Source organism: Aestuariivirga sp., assembly GCF_046294715.1.
Classification (GTDB): Bacteria; Pseudomonadota; Alphaproteobacteria; order Rhizobiales; family Aestuariivirgaceae; genus Aestuariivirga.
Map to the genome: position 1 here is coordinate 166,045 of NZ_JBKBKI010000005.1, position 16,110 is coordinate 182,154.

The following is a 16,110-nucleotide window of genomic DNA, read 5'->3' on the forward strand; positions in this document are numbered from 1 at the left end:
GCCATCGGCCCCGGACATGCGGGGCCGAACGTCCTTTGAAGGGCGGGCGATTAGCTCAGGTGGTAGAGCAGCTGACTCTTAATCAGCGGGTCGAAGGTTCGAGTCCTTCATCGCCCACCAACAAGATCAAAGAGATGGAGCCGTTCTTCTCTGCAGAAGATGAAGCTTTCGACGCTCGGCTCCACGTGCAGCCGGTAAGATCAAGCTGGACGGCGGCCAGGTCTGGCGGCAGAGTTCCTCCCGTCCGGTGTCTCGAAGTTCAATTCCGTTCACCTGGAAAATGGAGACCGTCATGGCTGTGTCCCGCAGCGGTAAGGCCGGTTTGATTCTCCTGGGCGTCGTCCTCGGCGCCGTGGTCGGCGGCGGTGCCGGGCTTCTTGGCGGCCTTGCCTATACTGAACTCGCCGCGACATCGGGCTTCGAGGGATATTCCGGCTTCGTCGTTGCCTACTGGCTGGTGGCCGGCATCATCCTGGGCATGATCGCGGGGCCGATCATCGCAGCGCGGCGATTGCGCACGTAGCGCTGCCCTTCACTTCGCCTGTTCCTTGATCGTCGCGCCGCTGTCCAGCTTGGGCGTCATCACAGTCCCCCTCTTGCCGCCGGTTGCCGCGCGGCAATCCACGACGTGCGTGCAGGGGTCGCACATGCACCAGCCCGTGTTCTCGATCCAGCACAGCACAGGCACGCAGGTGGGAGGCTTGGTCTTCATCGCCAGTTGCAGGAACTTCTCGGCGAGGGGCGGGGCCCGCGGCGTTTCGGCGTAGGCCCAAGGGGCCGCGAGTAGCGCGAGCGAGGCCGCCAGACAGTGTTTCAGGGAGACATGCATGGGTGCTTCTCCAGGTGTCAGGCCGCCGTCACGAGCACGATATCACCAATGCGGCTCGCAGGGAATCGGGTGATCGCCTCTTTCAATGTTGCGGGTGACGCCAGTCACAGCGGGGACGGCCCGGCCGGTCTAGCAAGAGTGCGGACGGCACGTTGAGAAAGGATCATGCCATGTCTGCCCATTCGAAATTCAGGCTTGCCTCGATCGCCGCCGGACTGGTGCTCCCCACCGCCGCCTATGCCGCCGGTGCTCACTGGGATCGTCCGTCCTGCTACATCCACGTGCACGAAGGCTGCTACGTGAACCAGAAGTCTCCGTGCACGGAGGAGGAATACCAGGACTTCCTGCGCATGTGCGACGACACCTATCCCGCCAGCAAGACGCTGGCTCCCAAGCTGCCGCTCAAGACCAGGCAGTGAGCTTCGCTTCGGCTTGCGGCGTGGCGCGGGATTGATCTGCGTCATCGCCGCAACCCGCGGCAGGCCTAAGCTCTCCTGCGATACAGGAGGGCTGATGCCATGCTGAAGACACGTTACAGGAAGCTTTCGGGGCTACATGCCGGCCACGTTTACGAGGTGACGGCACCCGCGAACGAGATGCAGAGCCCCATGCAATGGTCGCTCCAGTGCGAAACCATCCCCGACCAGAAACTCACCGTCGGCGAGGACGAACTCTCGGACCGGACGCGCTGGGAACCTCTCGGCTGAAGGCCCACGGCGTGCGCTCTTACGGCTTCCCGTGCCGGCGCAGGAGATCGGCCACCGCGCCGAACCCCGCCCTCCAGGCTTCTTCCTCCGGCGTTTCGTAGTAGTCGATGCGGGTGCGCTGGCCCGGATCGGCGCCGTGTTTCAGGAGCAGCTTGACGGCGTCGCCGTCGCCATGGCCGGCGGCCCAGTGAAGCGGCGTCCAGTCGTTGATGCCGCGCTGGTTCGGGTCTGCCCCGTGCGCGAGCAGGAGTTCGAGGATCGCCAGCCGGTCCACCCGCGTCGTGGAGAGCGTGGCCAGGAGTGACGGAAACCCCGCGTCGTCGACGTAGTTGGGGCTGGACCCGAGCGAGATCAGCGCCTCGATGAAGGAGACGGGGCTCCAGTAGATCGCATATTCCAGCGGATGGCCGAGGCCGAGTTCATGCGGCATCGGTTCGTCGAACCACCGCGGCGAACCTCCCAGCGCCGCCGCCAGGCGGGCGGCATCGCCCTCGCGGAAGCCGGTGTCGATCTCCGCGAAGAGGTGATTCAGGCGGCGTCGTTCTTCGGCATCTTCCATCGTCATTCCCCGCACCAGCGATGCCGCCGGCCCTGCCAGGGCCAGGCGAGGCCCTCCCGGATCAGGGTGTCGCCAACGGAACGGCCATCGACCAGCACCAGGCGCAGCTTTCGCCCATAGCGGTCCTCGTCGCGCGTGCCGACCTTGCGAATCTCCACCACGCCCGAATTGAGCAGCCTGAGCAGGCGAAGCTTCGCCTTCTGCCCCAGGGCCTCCTCGCTGGGGCATTTGGGCTCGGAGATCTCGGGCGTGTCGTAGTCGATCATCCTGATCCGCTGGCCCTTGACCTCGATCGTGTCGCCATCGACCACACAATGGTTTGCAGATGTCAGGCTGCAAAGGCCGAAAGACTGCCCGGCCTGGCTGGGCGTGGCCGCTGCAAGGCCGAGGGCCACGAGCCAGATGACCTTGCGGAAGGCTGAAATCGTTCCCATGGGCGAGAATGCCCATGCTCCTCCGGAGGGTCAACAGCGCAGCCTGGCCGTCAGCCCATCAGGCCGCCCAGCGTCCTGCCCTTTCCGCCGCGCGAGAGGAGCGCGGCGGCGATCCCGACGCCGAGGAAGCTGACGAGCAGCATGAGCACGGCGAGCGCTGCCACGTCGCCCTTGAGGCCCGCTTTCATCGAGGAAAGAATGTAGATCGGAAAAGTGGACGTGCCCGGCCTCTGCACGAACAGCGAGATGATGACGTCGTCGAAGGAGAAGGTGAAGGAGAGGAGGAGGCCGGCCAGAACCGCCGGGAACATCAGCGGCAGCGTGATGTCCACGAAGGCGCGCCAGGGCGGAGCGCCGAGATCGCCCGCCGCCTGCTCCAGCTGCTCCCCCAGCCCTTCCGCGCGTGCCCGCACGATCAGCGCCACCACCGCGACATTGAACAGAGAGTGCCCGATCGAGAGCCGCGCGATGCCGTGGAAAAGCCCGATGCGGTCGAACCAGATCATCTGGCCGATGGCCGAGACGAGTTCCGGGATGCCGAGGATCACAAAGATGAGGATGAGGTAGGGGCCGGTCCAGCGCCCCTTGCGCCGCGCGAGCGCGAGCCCGGCCAGAACGCCCAGCGATACGGCGATGATCGCATTGATGAACGCCGTCTGCAGTGAAACGAGCAAGGCGCCCGTGGCGCGGGGGTTGTCGAAGACGGCCCCATACCAGCGGGCGGACCACTCCGTCCACACATAGAGGTTCCGGCCGCCGTTGAAGCTGTAGATGATGATGACGGCGATCGGCAGGAAGAGGAACACGAACACGGCCGCCATCCAGCCGATGAGCAGCACCCGGCCCAGCTCCATGGGCTTGCGGTTCGGCGTCATAGCGGCGCTCCCCGCAAGGCCCGGAGCATGCCGACGGCGGCCCACAGCAGCGCCGCGGCGGCGAGCACGATCAGCGCCAGGAGGCCGATGAGGATCACCGCCATGGCCGCGCCGAGCGAGAGATTCTGCGAGGCGAGGATCTGGGTTGCCACGAGATTGCCCACCATCAGCCCCTTGGTGCCGCCGAGAATGGTGGGCACCACATAATCGCCCGCGGCGAGGATGAAGGTGAGCAGCAATCCGCCGAGGAGGCCCGGCGCGGCGAGCGGCAGCGTGACCTGGAAGAACGTGCGCACCGGCCCCGCGCCGAGATCCATGCTGGCGCGCAGCAGCGACTTGTCGATCCTCTCCAGCGCCACGTAGATCGGCAGGATCATCACCGGAAGGTAGTTGTAGACGATGCCGAGCTGCACCGCCGCGTTGGTGTCGAGAACGAGGAGGCGCCCGTCGATAAGCCCGAGCGTCTGCAGTATGTCCGATAGCGTGCCCTGCGGGGCGAGGATGATGCGCCAGGCGAAGGTGCGCAGCAGGAAGCTCGTCCAGTAGGGCAGGATCAGCAGGAAAACGAGGATCGAGCGCCAGCGTGCGGGCACGTGCATGGCAAGCGCATAGGCCACGGGAAAGCCGATCAGTGCGGCGAGCAGGGTGCCGAGCCCCGCCGTGCGCATGGTGATGACGAAGACGTTGAAGAACACGCCGGTGAGCGCTTCGCCATAATTCCGCAAGGACAGCGTCTCGAGCGAGACGGGCCCCGCCACGTCGGCTGCCGGCCTCGAGCCGAGGCTGTAGAGGAGAATCCACAGCATCGGGATGACGAAGAAGAAGATCCACCAGGCAAGCGCCGGCCACGCCATGGCCCAGCGCGGCATCAGCCGCCTTCGGCGCCTGGCGGGCGGCGCTGTGAGGGCCGCCGCCGTCACGCGCCGAGCCTCCGCGTCTCGCGCAGGTCTTCATAGGGAAAGAGCTGGAAGAAGCTGGGCTCCCAATGGGCGAAGACCCGGGCCCCGGGCGCGTGGGTTTCCGCGCCGCGGCGGGGAAGGCGGGCGATGAACTCGTTGCCGTCGCTGAGCCGCAGAACGTATTCCATCGCATCGCCCAGCATCACGCTGGCCGCCACCGTGGCCGCGACGCGGTTGGCGGAGGCCTGCCGCTCGTCGCGGGCGAGGGAGACGTTCTCGGGCCGCACCGCGCCCAGAACCCTGGCGTTGCGCTCAACCCCCGGCGCCGCTACGCCAGCCTCGAAGAGACTGCCGTCCTCGCTCGTCATGCGCAGCGTGTCGTCGATGCGCGTGCCGGCGATGAAGTTCTGCGCGCCGATGAAGCTCGCGACGAAGGCGGTGGCGGGCGCGTCGTAGAGTTCGGTGGGTCCGCCCAGCTGCTCGATCCGGCCATGGCGCATCACGGCGATCGAATCCGACATCGCCAGCGCCTCCTCCTGGTCATGGGTCACGAACACGAAGGTGAGGCCGAGCTGGCTCTGCAGCAGCTTCAGCTCGACCTGCATCTGCTGGCGGAGCTTGCGGTCGAGTGCCCCCAGCGGCTCGTCGAGCAGGAGGACGGCGGGTCGCTTCACCAGCGCACGGGCAAGCGCGATGCGCTGCTGCTGCCCACCCGATAGCTCGTTCGGCTTGCGCATCGCGTAGGCAAGCATCTCCACCATCTCGAGCGCCTCGCGCACGCGGGATTTGCGCTCGTCCGGTGAAACACCGTCCTGGCGCAGGCCGTAGGCCACGTTCTCCGCCGCGTTCATGTGCGGAAACAACGCGTAGTTCTGGAACACCGTGTTGACGTTCCGCCGGTGGGGCGGAAGCATGGTGACATCCTGCCCGCCGATCCGCACCGTGCCGTAGTCGGGATATTCGAAGCCGCCGATCATGCGAAGTATGGTGGACTTGCCCGCCCCCGACGATCCGAGGATCGAGATGAAGGATCCCTTCGGTATGGTCAGCGTCACGTCGTCCACGGCCTTGAACGTGCCGTAGAGCTTGCTCACCCGCTCGAGTTCGACGTCGGCTGCCATCAGCGCGAGGGCCTCAAGGGCAGAGGATGCCGGGTAAGTCCGGCATCCTCTTGCGTGTTGCGGAAGATTATTGCGCGGCGGCCGCCTTGAACTTGGTCAGGATGGCGATGCGCCGGTCATAGGTCTCGTTGCGCTGCGTGCGCTCGCCGCGCTGGATCGCCTCCGCCGGCGGGAAGATCAGCGGGCTGGAGGCCACCGCGGCGTCGAGGTTCTTGTCCGCCCCGCTGACGGGGGAGAGGAAGCCCGTGTAGGTGATCTCGCGCGCCGCCACCTGCGGGTCGAGCACGTAGTTGATCCAGGAATGCGCGGCCTTCAGGTTCTTGGCCCCCGTCGGAATATGGTAGCTGTCCAGCCACAGCTCGGACTTGGGCTCGGGATAGACGAAGACCAGGTTCTGGTTTCCGGAGGAATCGATCGCCTGCTTGGCGTTTCCGTTCCAGCACTGCGCCAGGATCACGGAACCCGAGGCCACCTCCTGCACTGGATAGGAATTGAACGCCTTGATGTGCTTGGCGAGGCTCTCGACCCGCGTTTCCGCATCCTTCAGTGCGGATTCCTCCGTGGTGTTCCAGGAAAGCCCCTTCGACCAGAACAGCGGCGCAATGGCCAGCGGGTCGTCGAGAAGCGAGGTCTGGCCGCTGGCCTCGTTCTCGACCGCCTCGAGGAAATCGCCCCAGCTCTTCATCGGTCGGGTGATCACCGTCTTGTCGTAGATGAAGCCCTGCGAGCCCGTGCTCTTCGGCACGGTGTAGGCATTCTCCGGGTCGAAATCGGGCTTGGCGAAATCCGGGAGGATGTTGCCGATGTTGGGGATGAGCGACTTGTCGAGCTTCTGGATCAGGCCCTTGTCGATCAGGAGCTTGATCATGAAGTCGGTATTCATGCCGAGGTCGTAGCCGCTGTTGCCCTGGGCGAGCTGCAGCTTGGAATACATCTCGTCGTTGGAGGCATAGTTGTCGTAGACGAGCTTGGAGCTGTTCGCCTGCTCCCAGGCCTGGATGTTCTCGGGCGCGATGTAGTCCGCCCAGCCCATCATGCTGAGCTGCGGCTCGACCTGCGCCAGGGCGGGGCGGAACCCACCCATGGCGCCGAAGGCGGCGGCCGCGGAGGCCCCGCCGATGAACTGGCGGCGATTCATGCCGAAGAAGGGCGGGTGAGGATGTCGCAGCATTGTCGTCACTCCCTGTTGTCGCTTTCGCGTTTTGCTAGTCTTCAGAACTGCTTCCAGTCGCCGAGCCTCTCGAAACTCGCCGCTGCCCGCAACACATTTCTTTCGTCGGAATGGCGGCCGGCGAACATCAGCCCCACGGGGAGGCCGCGGCAGAGTCCGCAGGGAACGGTGATGGCAGGGTGGCCGCTGGCGTCGAAGGGGGCGGTATTGCCTTCCATGTCGAGGCCCGCCGTCACGGTCTCCCCGAGCGTTGCCCCGGGGCGGGGCAGGAGGGGAGCCGGAAACGGCATGGTCGGCATGGCGATCACGTCATGCCGTTCGAGGAGGCCGTCATAGGCGGCGCGGATCGCCCGCCGCAGGTTCTGGGCCTTGGCATAGCTGCCGGTCTGCCCGCTCTGGCGAAGATAGGCGCCGAACAGCAGCGCGAACTTTCCGATGGCGGGCAGGGCATCGGGGTTCTCCCGCCAGGCCCCCGCCCAGTGGCGCGCCATCTTCTCGGAGACGTGGCCGTTGAAGCCGCTCCCCGTGATGTTGCCCGCATAGAGGAAATCCGCCGCCCCCTCGAAAATCGCGATGGAGCCGATCTGGTAGGCATCGAGGTGCCAGGGCAGGGACACCTCTTCGAGAATGGCGCCGGCCGCGGCGAGGCGGCCGAGCGCCGACCTCACCACTGCGTCGCTTTCCGGATCGCTCTCGGGCCTTCCGAACCCTTCGCGGAGCACGCCGATCCTGAGCCCTTCCACGGGGGAATCCACGGCAGCGAGATAGTCCTGCACCGTCACGTCCTGCTGGCGGTGGTCGAGACCGTCGGGGCCGGCGATGACGGAGAGGAGCAGCGCCACATCCTTGACCGTGGCACCCATCGGCCCGAGATGGTCGAAGGAGGGCTCGATCGGGAAGGCACCCGTATAGGGCACGAGGCCGTGGGTGGGCTTGAGGCCCACGATGCCGCACCAGCTCGCCGGCGTGCGCACCGAGCCGCCCTGGTCACCCCCCACCGCCATCGAGACGTCGCCCGCGGCGATCGCCGCCGCGTTGCCGCTGGAGGAGCCGCCCGCCGCGCGAGCCGTGTCCCACGGGTTGAGCACGGGGAGAGGCGTGCTGGTGTGGCTGCTGCCGGAGAAGCACAGGTCCTCGCACACCGTTTTCCCGGCGATGCTGCCGCCTGCCGCGAGGATGCGGCTCACCACGCTCGCATCTTCATCCGGCACGAAGCCGGCAAGCAGCGCGCTGCCGTTCCGCATCGGAACGCCCGCGACCGCGATATTGTCCTTGATGGCGACGCGTCGTCCCGCGAGCGGGCCATCCGGCGCGCCGCGGATGTCGGTGAGCCACGCCCAGGCATGGAACGGGTTGTCTTTCCCCCGGGGAGGCTCGCCCCCGTCCCGCGGGAAGAGCACGGGAAGCCGGGCCGGTTCATGCCTGTCGAGGCAGTCGTAAGCAGCTTGCATGCCGGCGCAGAGCCGCGTCAGGTCGGCAAGCTCCGCCGCGGAGAGCTTGAGGCCGAAGGATCCGGCGATGGCGGCGAGTTCATCCTGGGATGGAGGGCGCATGTCTGGGATACCAGCCTCCGCGGCCTGCCTTGACCAGTGCAATTTCCGCATGGCGGGATACAAGCCTGGGGCAAGGCGCAAGCGGCAGTGTTGCTCCGCATGGACGCACAGACACATGCCGAGATCTCGGCGGGCGGGCAGGGGGGCGATGCCGTCTTCTCCGTCTCCACTTCCCGCGGCTTCACCGACTGGCTGAGGCAGCACCGCCTGAGCCTCGCCGTCTCGACCTACCAGGTGGGCAAGCTGTTCTTCTTCGGCGTCAGGCCGGACGGCAGGCTGTGGATCTTCAACCGCAATCTCGGACGCTGCCTCGGCCTCGCCGTCACGGGCGAGGACATGTGGGTCGCAGGAGACAGCCAGATCCTCAAGTTCGTGAACGCCATGGCGCCTGGCGAGACGAGCACGGAAGGTCACGATGCCCTTTATGTTCCGCAGGCCGCGTACTTCACCGGCGACGTCGACGCGCATGATCTCGCCATCGCCGGCGACGGCCTGCCGGTCTTCGCCAACACCCTGTTCAACGGCCTGTCACGCCCGAGCACGGTGAAAAGCTTCGAGCTCCTCTGGCAGCCGAAATTCATCTCGCGCACCACCGCCGAAGACCGCTGCCACCTGAACGGCGTCGCGCTGCGGGACGGCAAGCCCGCCTTCGCGACCGTCGTGGCGCTGAGCGACACGTTCGACGGCTGGCGTGACCGGCGGAAGGACGGCGGCGCCGTGATCGACGTCGCCACGGGCGAGACGGTCTGCGCGGGCCTCAGCATGCCGCATTCGCCCCGCTGGCACGAAGGCAGGTTGTGGCTGCACAATTCAGGCACGGGCGAGTTCGGCTTCGTCGATCCCGCCCGGAGCCGCTTCGAACCGGTGGCCTTCTGCCCGGGCTATCTGCGGGGTCTCGATTTTGCCGGCGGCTGCGCGATCGCCGGCCTGTCGCGCCCACGCGGCAACCGCACCTTCTCGGGTCTCGCTCTCGACGCGGCTCTCGAGGAGCGCAACGTGGAGCCGCGCTGCGGCGCCTACGTCATCGATCTCGCCAGCGGCGCCATCGTCCACTCGCTCACCATCGAAGGCGTGGTTCAGGAACTCTACGATATCGCGGTGCTGCCCGGAAAGCAGCAGCCGGCCATTGTCGCCCCCGGCAGCCCCGAGGCGCGCCGCATGATTTCGCTCTGAGACTGCTCAGTCCCCGAACATCATGCCCGGGCCCATGCGGCCGCGGCCGCGCCCCATGCCCATGCCCATCATCGGCAGCACGATGTCGTCGGCAACCTTCTTCTGGTCGTCGTCGAGAAGCGCGTAGAGCTTGTCCACGGCCTCCTTCACGCTCTTGATCTGCACGAGCCGGGCTTCCATGTGGCTCTGCTGGATCTGCAGCCGCTCCGGCAGCGGCTTGTCGAAGAAGCTGCCGTCGCGCATCTCCTTGTGCGTCTCGATCATCAGCTTGTTGTGGGTCTCGCTCGTGTCGCGAACCACGGTGGCGAGGTCGTTCCACGCCGCCTCCTGCGCCGGTGTGACCTTGAGTTCGGTCTTGAGGAACGCCAGGCGGCCGTCGATGCGGTCGAGCAGGTCGCCCGGGCCATAGCCCATCATCGGCCCCCAACCGCCACCCATCATCCCCTGGCCCATGCCCCAGCGCGGCCACCAGCTGTTCCCGTCGCCGTCCTGGTCCTGGGCGCTGACGGGGCCGGCAAGGCAGACCATGACCGCCGCGGCCGTGGCGAGGGACGTCCATGCAGATCTGTTCATGTTCTCCTCCATCGAAGACGTGAAAGTGCAACGTGGAGCCGCCGCAGCCTCGGCGCCTTGATCCAGCGCAACCACCAGGGCGGGAGGAACAATCCCGCTTCTGCCCCGTTCTGGAACGCTGCCGCCTGCCGGGCGGTACACCCCCTTTGGAAGGAGAGACAGGAATTGCAGACGACGATCAACCCTCATCGGTTCGTTGCTCAGGAAATCTCTCTGAGCCCCCTGGCCCGCGGCCAGTCGGCCGTGGTTCTGGGCGGGCTGCGCATCGGCCGCGTGAGCCACGCCGTGGATGGCGAAGGCAAATCCACCTGGATGTGGTCCCTCACCGGGCCTCACTGCAACTGCGGGCCCGCCGACGTGCAGACGTGCGGCGAGACTTCAACCCTGGCGGAGGCGAAGTTGCAGCTGCGCCATTCGTTCGACCGCTGGCTTGCCTGGGCCTTGGAGCAGGAGGGTCCGGTGCACTGGCATTGGACGGAGGCAATGCCCCCCGCCAAGCCCCCGGCGGGAAAACCGAAGGATCACCAGGGAGGCAAGCTGGCACTCGCAGGTTGAGCGTCAACTAACTTAGTCTACTACTGGACATAACGAACTCGGCCGGACCTCGTCCGGCCGAGCGAAGATTTTTGACAAATCAGCATGCTCCGCGCTATTTACATCTCGGTAATAACCGGGAGGGGTCCTGATGCGGGGGGCACACGCAGCACGGGCGGCACTGCTGATATTGAGCTTGAGCTTTTGCGGGCTGGCGGCCGCCGACCAGTTCGTCCGCGAGCCGGACGTCGATATGGGAGAGGCCGATCTCGCCGAACTCGGAGAGGCAAAAATGCCGAGCGGCCTCGCGAACCTCTGTGCGAGGGAGCCTGCGTTCTGCGAGAAGCTCGAGGCAGGGTCTCGCCGCCTCATCCTCTCCTCTGAGCGCTTCCGCCTTCTCTCCGAAATCAACAGCGCGACAAACCAGCAGATCTCCTCCACGACCGACAAGGAGCTTTATGGCCGTGTCGAGTTCTGGACGCTGCCGGACAATGCGGGCGACTGCGAGGACTACGTCCTCCTGAAGCGCCAGAGGCTCGCCGCCGCCGGCATTCCGCGGTCGTCGCTGCTCATCACTGTGGTCCAGGACGAGAATGGCGAGGGGCACGCCGTGCTGACCATTCCGACGACGTCCGGCGATCTTGTTCTGGATAACCGGCGCGACGAGATCCTGAGCTGGCAGGCCACGGGGTACAAGTTCGTCAAGCGCCAGTCCGCTGCCGATCCCAATCTCTGGGTCGCGCTGGCGCACGAGAAGCTCCAGGCCACGGACATTGCGTCCGGGCCTGAAGCTCCCTGAGAGGTGAAAGATCCGTAGACGGATGAACGCCCCTTACGGGGTGGTCGAACCCGAAGCGCCCGAGGCTCCGGACTGGATCATCTCCGACAGCTGCCGGTCGGGCGAATTCTGGCACTCTGTCATGATGCGGTCCACGTCGATATTGCTGAAACCCGGAAGCTGGGCTGTCACCGCGCTGGATGCGCCGCCCGAGGCACCCGAGGCGTCGGAAGAACCGGCAGTCGAGGTCGAGCCCGTCGTGTCGGTGCTTGCGCTGCCGGAGCTGCCGGCATCGGCCGTGGTGGACGAGGTGTCGGAGCCCGACGCCGTGCCGCTGCCGCTGTCAGCCGTGGTGGCCGAGGTGTCGGAGCCGGAAGCGGTGTCGGACGTGCTGCTCGAATCTGCCGTCGTCGAGGAGGTGTCCGAACCCGAGGCCGTGCCGCCCGTGCTGCCCGCGTCCGCGGATGTCGAGGATGTGCCGGACGCTGCCGTGCCGGACGTGTCGGTCGAGCCCGAAGCGCCGCCAGCAGACGAGGCCTGGTTCGACATCGACATGCCGGAGCCGGTCTGATAGCCGCTGAAATAGAACACGACGCTGCGCGCCGTCTCGCGGTCCATCGTCGAGAGATCGCGGCAGGTGATCATCGGTGCTCCGGCCGAGGCGCCGGTCGTAGACTGTGCGATCGACGGCACTGTGCCGGCAACCGTCAGCAGTGCCGCAGCGGATGCTGCGAAAAGAAGTTTCGTCATGTGAGTCCTCCTTGGGCTGCGCGGCTTTGCGCAGCATGCCCGCGGTCAACGCCTCATCGGCGTCATCGTTCCCCCTGGAGTGCGGGCATGGAGGATTTCCGTTCAGATGGAACGAATGGCAAAGATCATGCCTTGTTCCGTGGCGTGGGCATGCCTTCCGGCGAATGCTTGCCGCCTGCTTCCCCGAAAAGACGGAACACGTCCTGCCTGCGGCAGAGCGTTGTTCCGGCGTTGCTGGTCGCCGCAGCGCCTGCAGCCATGCCGAGGCGAAACGCCTCTTCGAGCGGCCATTCCCTGCTGAGGGCCCACACCATGGCGCCGAGAAAGCTGTCGCCCGCGCCGACGGCGGAGCGGACCGGTACGGGGATCGCCGGCAGGCGCAGCACGCCTTCCTTTCGCGCCAGCAGCGCGCCGTCGGCACCGAGCGTCACTGCAACCATCTTCACCTTGCCGGATATGACCAGAGCCATCGCCGCCGCCTCGAGGCCGTGCTCGTCGAGGCCGCCTCCGGCATAGCTCTCCAGTTCCCCGCGGCTTGGCTTCAGGAGGAAGATGCCGCCGTGATCGAGCGCCGCCTTCAGGCCTGCGCCGGACGTGTCGAGCACGAAGGGCAGGGCGTGCCGTTGCGCCGCCTTCGCCAGGCGCGCGAAACTGTCGGCGGGCGCCCCCCGCGGCAGGCTGCCGCTCGCCACGACGAAGCCTTGCGTCCGCCGTGCGACTTCCGCCGCACAATCGTCGATCTCCCCGGCGGTCACCTCGGGCCCTTCGGGCAGGAACCGGTATTCGAGCCCGCTCGCCTTCTCGCGCACCATCAGCGCCACGCGCGTCTGGCCGGCGATGGGGATTGCACGATGGGAAACATTCTCCGCCATCAGCAGCCGCCCGAGAAAAGCACCCATCTCGCCGCCCGCCAGCGACAGCGCCTCGACCTCGCCACCAAGCGCCGAGATGACGCGCGCCACGTTGATGCCGCCGCCGCCCGGCTCGTAGGTCGCATCGGTGAGCCTCACCTTGTGGGTGGGCCGCACCTTTTCGGCCTCGCCGAAGACGTCGATGGTGGGATTGAGGGTGATGGTGAGAACGGGGGCCATGGCATCTCTTTTTCGGGCCGGCCGGCGGGCGAGGTCAAGCGCCGGGTCTGGATTTGGCACTCGCTTTGGCCGATCATCGTTCCCCAAAAGGGATCACCTCTCCATGGCGCAGCTCAGCATCCGCATCGATTTCGCCCCCGATCTCAGGGTGGGCCCCGGCAAGATCGCACTCCTGGAGCAGGTCGCGGCGCTCGGCTCCATTTCGGCGGGCGGCCGCGCCATGGACATGTCCTACAAGCGCGCCTGGGAACTGATCGAGGAGTTGAACACCATCTTCGGAAGGCCGGTCGTGGAATCGCGGAGCGGCGGCAGGAAGGGCGGGGGCGCCACCTTGACGCCATTGGGCCTGAGCCTCATCTCGCGCTACCGGGCGATGGAACGCGCCGCCGCGGCCGCCACCGAATCCCACCTCGCCGCCCTGGAACAGGAAATCGCCAGCGCCCGGCGCAAGGCGGTATAGCCAACCGAACATCACGAAATTGAAAAACGGTCAGCGCGCCTCCGCCGCGGGTCCGCTGACCGACACGGCCTTCACCACGGCAAAGGCGGCATGTCCGGGTTCCAGCCCGAGGGCCGCGGCGGACTGCCGGGTGATGCGCGCGACGATGGCCGATCCACCGCAATCGAGCGTCACGTTCACCGATGCGGCATCCGCCGGCGCGATCGCGCGCACCGTGCCCCGGAGAATGTTCAGTGCACTGATCTGCTGCGGTTCCGCCGTCGCCAGCATCACGTCGCGTGCCCTGATGCGGACGCGGGCCGCCGCGCCGGGAGAAGCGATTCGGCCGGGCACATGGATCTCGCCCGCGGCCGAGGCGAGGAGCGTCATGCCGAACGTCTCGTCATGCGCCGCCACAGTCATGTCGATGATGGCGCCGCCTTCCTCGCGCTCCTCCGCCGGAACGAGGTCCAGCCGCTGGGCGATCTCCCCCGCGGGGCCGAAGGCGAGGAGGCGCCCCTCGCTCAGCACCGCGATGTCGCTGGCGAGCCGCATCACCTCCGCCACCGAATGGCTCACATAGACGATGGGAATGCGGAGTTCGTCGCGCAATCTTTCGAGATAGGGCATGATCTCGGCCTTGCGCGCCGCATCGAGGGAGGCAAGCGGCTCGTCCATCAGGAGAAGGCGCGGCGAGGCAAGCAGCGCCCGGCCGATCGCCACGCGCTGCTTCTCGCCGCCAGAAAGCTCGCCGGGGCGCCGCGCAAGGAGATGGCCGATGCCGAGAAGCTCCAGGATCTGCGGCTTCCCCGCATAGCGCTCCGCAGCAGGCGTGAACCACTCGCCGTAGGAGAGATTGCCCGCCACGGTAAGGTGCGGGAACAGCCGCGCGTCCTGGAACACATAGCCTATGCGCCGGCGGTGCGGCGGAACGTCGATGCCCTTCGCCGTGTCGAGCAGCACCTTGCCCTCGACGCTCACCCGCCCGCGCTCCGGCTTGAGCAGCCCGGCGATGGCGCTGACGAGGCTGGTCTTGCCGGAGCCCGATGCGCCGAAGATGGCGGTGAGGCGGCCCGCGCTCTCGAAGCGGACGTCGAGTGCGAAGCGCCCGAAGCTGTGGCTTATGTCGACGGCGATGCTCATGCGCCGAGCCTCTGGCCGGCGCGGCGGGCGAGCAGTTCCGAGGCCATCAGCGCGGCGAGCGAGATCACCAGCGAAATGGCGGTGAGCCGCAGCGCGCCGGCGTCGCCGCCCGGAACCTGGGTGAAGCTGTAGATGGCGGAGGGGAGCGTCTGCGTTTCGCCCGGAATGTTGGAGACGAAGGTGATCGTCGCGCCGAACTCGCCCATGGCTTTCGCGAAGCACAGGATCATTCCGGCGATGATGCCGGGCGCCGTGAGGGGCAGGGTGACGGTGAGGAACACCCACGCTCCGTTGGCGCCGAGCGTGGAGGCGGCCGCCTCGAGCTTCCTGTCTACCGCTTCGAGCGACAGTCTGATCGCCCGCACCATGAGTGGAAAGCCCATCACGGCGGAAGCCAGCGCCGCACCCGTCCAGCGGAACGAGAAGACGATCCCCACCTCCGCCAGCGCCTCTCCGAAGATACCGCGCGCACCGAAGCCGAGGAGCAGGAGATAGCCCGTCACCACCGGCGGCAGCACCAGCGGCAGATGCACCAGCCCGTTCAGCAGCGATTTCCCCCAGAACTCCCGCCTCGCCAGCAGCAGGGCCGCGGCGAGTGCCACGGGCAGGCTCGCCAGCATGGCGACCGTGGCCACCTTGAGGCTGAGCCGCACGGCGCTCCATTCGTCGCCGCTCAGGGTGAGCCAGTCCGCCATGCTATGGACCTGCCGGAACCGTGAAGCCATGTGCGCGGAAGATCTCCGTCGCCGCGGGGGATTTCAGGAATGCGAGGAATGCCGCAGCATCGGGGTTCTCGGAGGCGGCAATCCGCGCCACGGAAAAGATGATGGGTGGATGGCTCTCGGGCGGGAACGTCGCGATCACCTTGACGGAGGGCTCCGCCAGCGCGTCGGTCCCATAGACGATGCCGAGCGGCGCTTCGCCCGTGGCGACGAGTTTCAGCGCGGCGCGCACGTTCTCCGCCTGGGCGATGCTGTTCTCGACGGAAGACCATACCTGGAGCCGCTGGAGCGCCGCCTTGCCATAGCGGCCCGCCGGCACCGCCTCGACGTCCGCCATGGCGAGCCGTCCTCCCGCCAGGAGTTCGGAGAGCGGGAAGCCGGTCGCGATCCTGGTCGTGGCCGCTGAATCCTTCGGGGCGATCAGCACGATCGCGTTGCCCAGGAGACGCGTCTGGCTTTCCGTGTCGATCAGGTTTTTCTGTGCGAGATAGTCCATCCAGTCGAGGTCGGCGGAAAAGAAGATGTCGGCCGGTGCTCCCTGCTCGATCTGCTTTGCCAGTGCCGGGGTTCCGGCATAGGAGATGCGCGCCACCTTCGACGTTGCGGCCTGCCAGGCCTCCGCTACCGTGTCGAGCGCGTTCTTGAGGCTGGCGGCGGCGAATACCGTCACGCCATCGGCTGCCCTGGCCGGCGGCGCCATCGTTGCTCCAAAGAGGGCAGCCAGCAGCGTCTGGCGGCGAGTCAGCACGGGGTGTTCCT

The 16,110-nt window shown here is 66.8% G+C and carries 21 protein-coding genes and 1 tRNA gene; 8 read left to right on the forward strand and 14 right to left on the reverse strand.

The annotated features are described in order from the left end of the window. Positions 1-44: 44 nt before the first annotated feature. Positions 45-120 (forward strand) — tRNA-Lys (locus ACK4HL_RS05840). Between the two features lie 172 nt (positions 121-292). Further along, positions 293-523: a hypothetical protein gene (locus ACK4HL_RS05845; RefSeq protein ID WP_409757107.1), complete on the forward strand. Its 231-nt coding sequence runs from the start codon at positions 293-295 to the stop codon at positions 521-523. 9 nt (positions 524-532) lie between these two features. Here ACK4HL_RS05845 and ACK4HL_RS05850 read toward each other — a convergent pair whose 3' ends face one another. After that, complete coding sequence (locus ACK4HL_RS05850) at positions 533-829, reverse strand: hypothetical protein (protein ID WP_409757109.1); 297 nt, start codon at positions 827-829, stop codon at positions 533-535. Positions 830-999: 170 nt separating this feature from the next. Here ACK4HL_RS05850 and ACK4HL_RS05855 point away from each other — a divergent pair, with 170 nt between their 5' ends. Beyond that, positions 1,000-1,248, forward strand: a complete 249-nt coding sequence (locus ACK4HL_RS05855) for a hypothetical protein (protein WP_409757110.1) — start codon at positions 1,000-1,002, stop codon at positions 1,246-1,248. Positions 1,249-1,347: 99 nt separating this feature from the next. Beyond that, on the forward strand, positions 1,348-1,536 hold the full coding sequence (locus tag ACK4HL_RS05860; protein ID WP_409757112.1) for a hypothetical protein: 189 nt from the start codon (positions 1,348-1,350) through the stop codon (positions 1,534-1,536). 19 nt (positions 1,537-1,555) lie between these two features. Here ACK4HL_RS05860 and ACK4HL_RS05865 read toward each other — a convergent pair whose 3' ends face one another. The 7 genes from ACK4HL_RS05865 to ACK4HL_RS05895 all read right to left on the reverse strand — a co-directional run bounded on the left by ACK4HL_RS05865 (position 1,556) and on the right by ACK4HL_RS05895 (position 8,148). Continuing rightward, positions 1,556-2,095: an ankyrin repeat domain-containing protein gene (locus tag ACK4HL_RS05865; RefSeq protein ID WP_409757114.1), complete on the reverse strand. Its 540-nt coding sequence runs from the start codon at positions 2,093-2,095 to the stop codon at positions 1,556-1,558. A gap of 2 nt (positions 2,096-2,097) precedes the next feature. Beyond that, positions 2,098-2,529, reverse strand: a complete 432-nt coding sequence (locus tag ACK4HL_RS05870; protein ID WP_409757116.1) for a thermonuclease family protein — start codon at positions 2,527-2,529, stop codon at positions 2,098-2,100. Between the two features lie 50 nt (positions 2,530-2,579). Beyond that, complete coding sequence (locus tag ACK4HL_RS05875) at positions 2,580-3,404, reverse strand: ABC transporter permease (protein WP_409757118.1); 825 nt, start codon at positions 3,402-3,404, stop codon at positions 2,580-2,582. Then, a complete protein-coding gene (locus ACK4HL_RS05880) occupies positions 3,401-4,324 on the reverse strand; it encodes an ABC transporter permease (RefSeq protein WP_409757120.1) in 924 nt (307 codons plus the stop codon). Before ACK4HL_RS05880 ends, ACK4HL_RS05875 begins: the two co-directional genes overlap by 4 nt. Further along, positions 4,321-5,424 (reverse strand): ABC transporter ATP-binding protein, encoded by a 1,104-nt coding sequence (locus ACK4HL_RS05885; RefSeq protein ID WP_409757122.1) that lies wholly within the window; start codon positions 5,422-5,424, stop codon positions 4,321-4,323. The genes ACK4HL_RS05880 and ACK4HL_RS05885 overlap by 4 nt, the downstream gene beginning before the upstream one ends. Before the next feature lie 67 nt (positions 5,425-5,491). Next, entirely contained in the window at positions 5,492-6,595 is a 1,104-nt protein-coding gene (locus ACK4HL_RS05890; protein WP_409757124.1) for a spermidine/putrescine ABC transporter substrate-binding protein, read from the reverse strand. Positions 6,596-6,636: 41 nt separating this feature from the next. Then, a complete protein-coding gene (locus ACK4HL_RS05895) occupies positions 6,637-8,148 on the reverse strand; it encodes an amidase (RefSeq protein ID WP_409757126.1) in 1,512 nt (503 codons plus the stop codon). A gap of 99 nt (positions 8,149-8,247) precedes the next feature. Between ACK4HL_RS05895 and ACK4HL_RS05900 the strand changes: the two genes are divergently transcribed. Beyond that, positions 8,248-9,321, forward strand: a complete 1,074-nt coding sequence (locus ACK4HL_RS05900) for a TIGR03032 family protein (RefSeq protein ID WP_409757128.1) — start codon at positions 8,248-8,250, stop codon at positions 9,319-9,321. Positions 9,322-9,327: 6 nt separating this feature from the next. On the opposite strand, the gene ACK4HL_RS05905 is transcribed toward ACK4HL_RS05900, so the two are convergent. Next, complete coding sequence (locus tag ACK4HL_RS05905; protein WP_409757130.1) at positions 9,328-9,894, reverse strand: Spy/CpxP family protein refolding chaperone; 567 nt, start codon at positions 9,892-9,894, stop codon at positions 9,328-9,330. A gap of 165 nt (positions 9,895-10,059) precedes the next feature. Between ACK4HL_RS05905 and ACK4HL_RS05910 the strand changes: the two genes are divergently transcribed. Both ACK4HL_RS05910 and ACK4HL_RS05915 read left to right on the forward strand, forming a co-directional pair. Then, complete coding sequence (locus ACK4HL_RS05910; protein ID WP_409757132.1) at positions 10,060-10,449, forward strand: hypothetical protein; 390 nt, start codon at positions 10,060-10,062, stop codon at positions 10,447-10,449. Between the two features lie 130 nt (positions 10,450-10,579). Then, a complete protein-coding gene (locus tag ACK4HL_RS05915; protein WP_409757134.1) occupies positions 10,580-11,227 on the forward strand; it encodes a transglutaminase-like cysteine peptidase in 648 nt (215 codons plus the stop codon). A 33-nt stretch (positions 11,228-11,260) separates the two neighbouring features. Here ACK4HL_RS05915 and ACK4HL_RS05920 read toward each other — a convergent pair whose 3' ends face one another. Both ACK4HL_RS05920 and ACK4HL_RS05925 read right to left on the reverse strand, forming a co-directional pair. After that, positions 11,261-11,956, reverse strand: a complete 696-nt coding sequence (locus ACK4HL_RS05920; protein WP_409757136.1) for an HdeA/HdeB family chaperone — start codon at positions 11,954-11,956, stop codon at positions 11,261-11,263. A gap of 125 nt (positions 11,957-12,081) precedes the next feature. Beyond that, positions 12,082-13,047, reverse strand: coding sequence for a 1-phosphofructokinase family hexose kinase (locus tag ACK4HL_RS05925; protein WP_409757138.1), 966 nt, complete (start codon positions 13,045-13,047; stop codon positions 12,082-12,084). Between the two features lie 103 nt (positions 13,048-13,150). Between ACK4HL_RS05925 and ACK4HL_RS05930 the strand changes: the two genes are divergently transcribed. Beyond that, a complete protein-coding gene (locus ACK4HL_RS05930; protein ID WP_409757140.1) occupies positions 13,151-13,507 on the forward strand; it encodes a winged helix-turn-helix domain-containing protein in 357 nt (118 codons plus the stop codon). Between the two features lie 30 nt (positions 13,508-13,537). Here the strand turns inward: ACK4HL_RS05930 and modC are convergent, their stop codons facing one another. The 3 genes from modC to modA are packed head-to-tail and all read right to left on the reverse strand — an operon-like array spanning position 13,538 to position 16,096. Then, positions 13,538-14,629 carry a molybdenum ABC transporter ATP-binding protein gene (modC, locus tag ACK4HL_RS05935; RefSeq protein WP_409757142.1) on the reverse strand — a complete coding sequence of 364 codons (1,092 nt, stop codon included), beginning with the start codon at positions 14,627-14,629 and terminating at the stop codon, positions 13,538-13,540. Continuing rightward, positions 14,626-15,324, reverse strand: a complete 699-nt coding sequence (modB, locus tag ACK4HL_RS05940) for a molybdate ABC transporter permease subunit (protein WP_409757144.1) — start codon at positions 15,322-15,324, stop codon at positions 14,626-14,628. The genes modC and modB overlap by 4 nt, the downstream gene beginning before the upstream one ends. Position 15,325: 1 nt before the next feature. Then, positions 15,326-16,096, reverse strand: a complete 771-nt coding sequence (modA, locus tag ACK4HL_RS05945; RefSeq protein WP_409757182.1) for a molybdate ABC transporter substrate-binding protein — start codon at positions 16,094-16,096, stop codon at positions 15,326-15,328. Between the last annotated feature and the right edge of the window lie 14 nt (positions 16,097-16,110).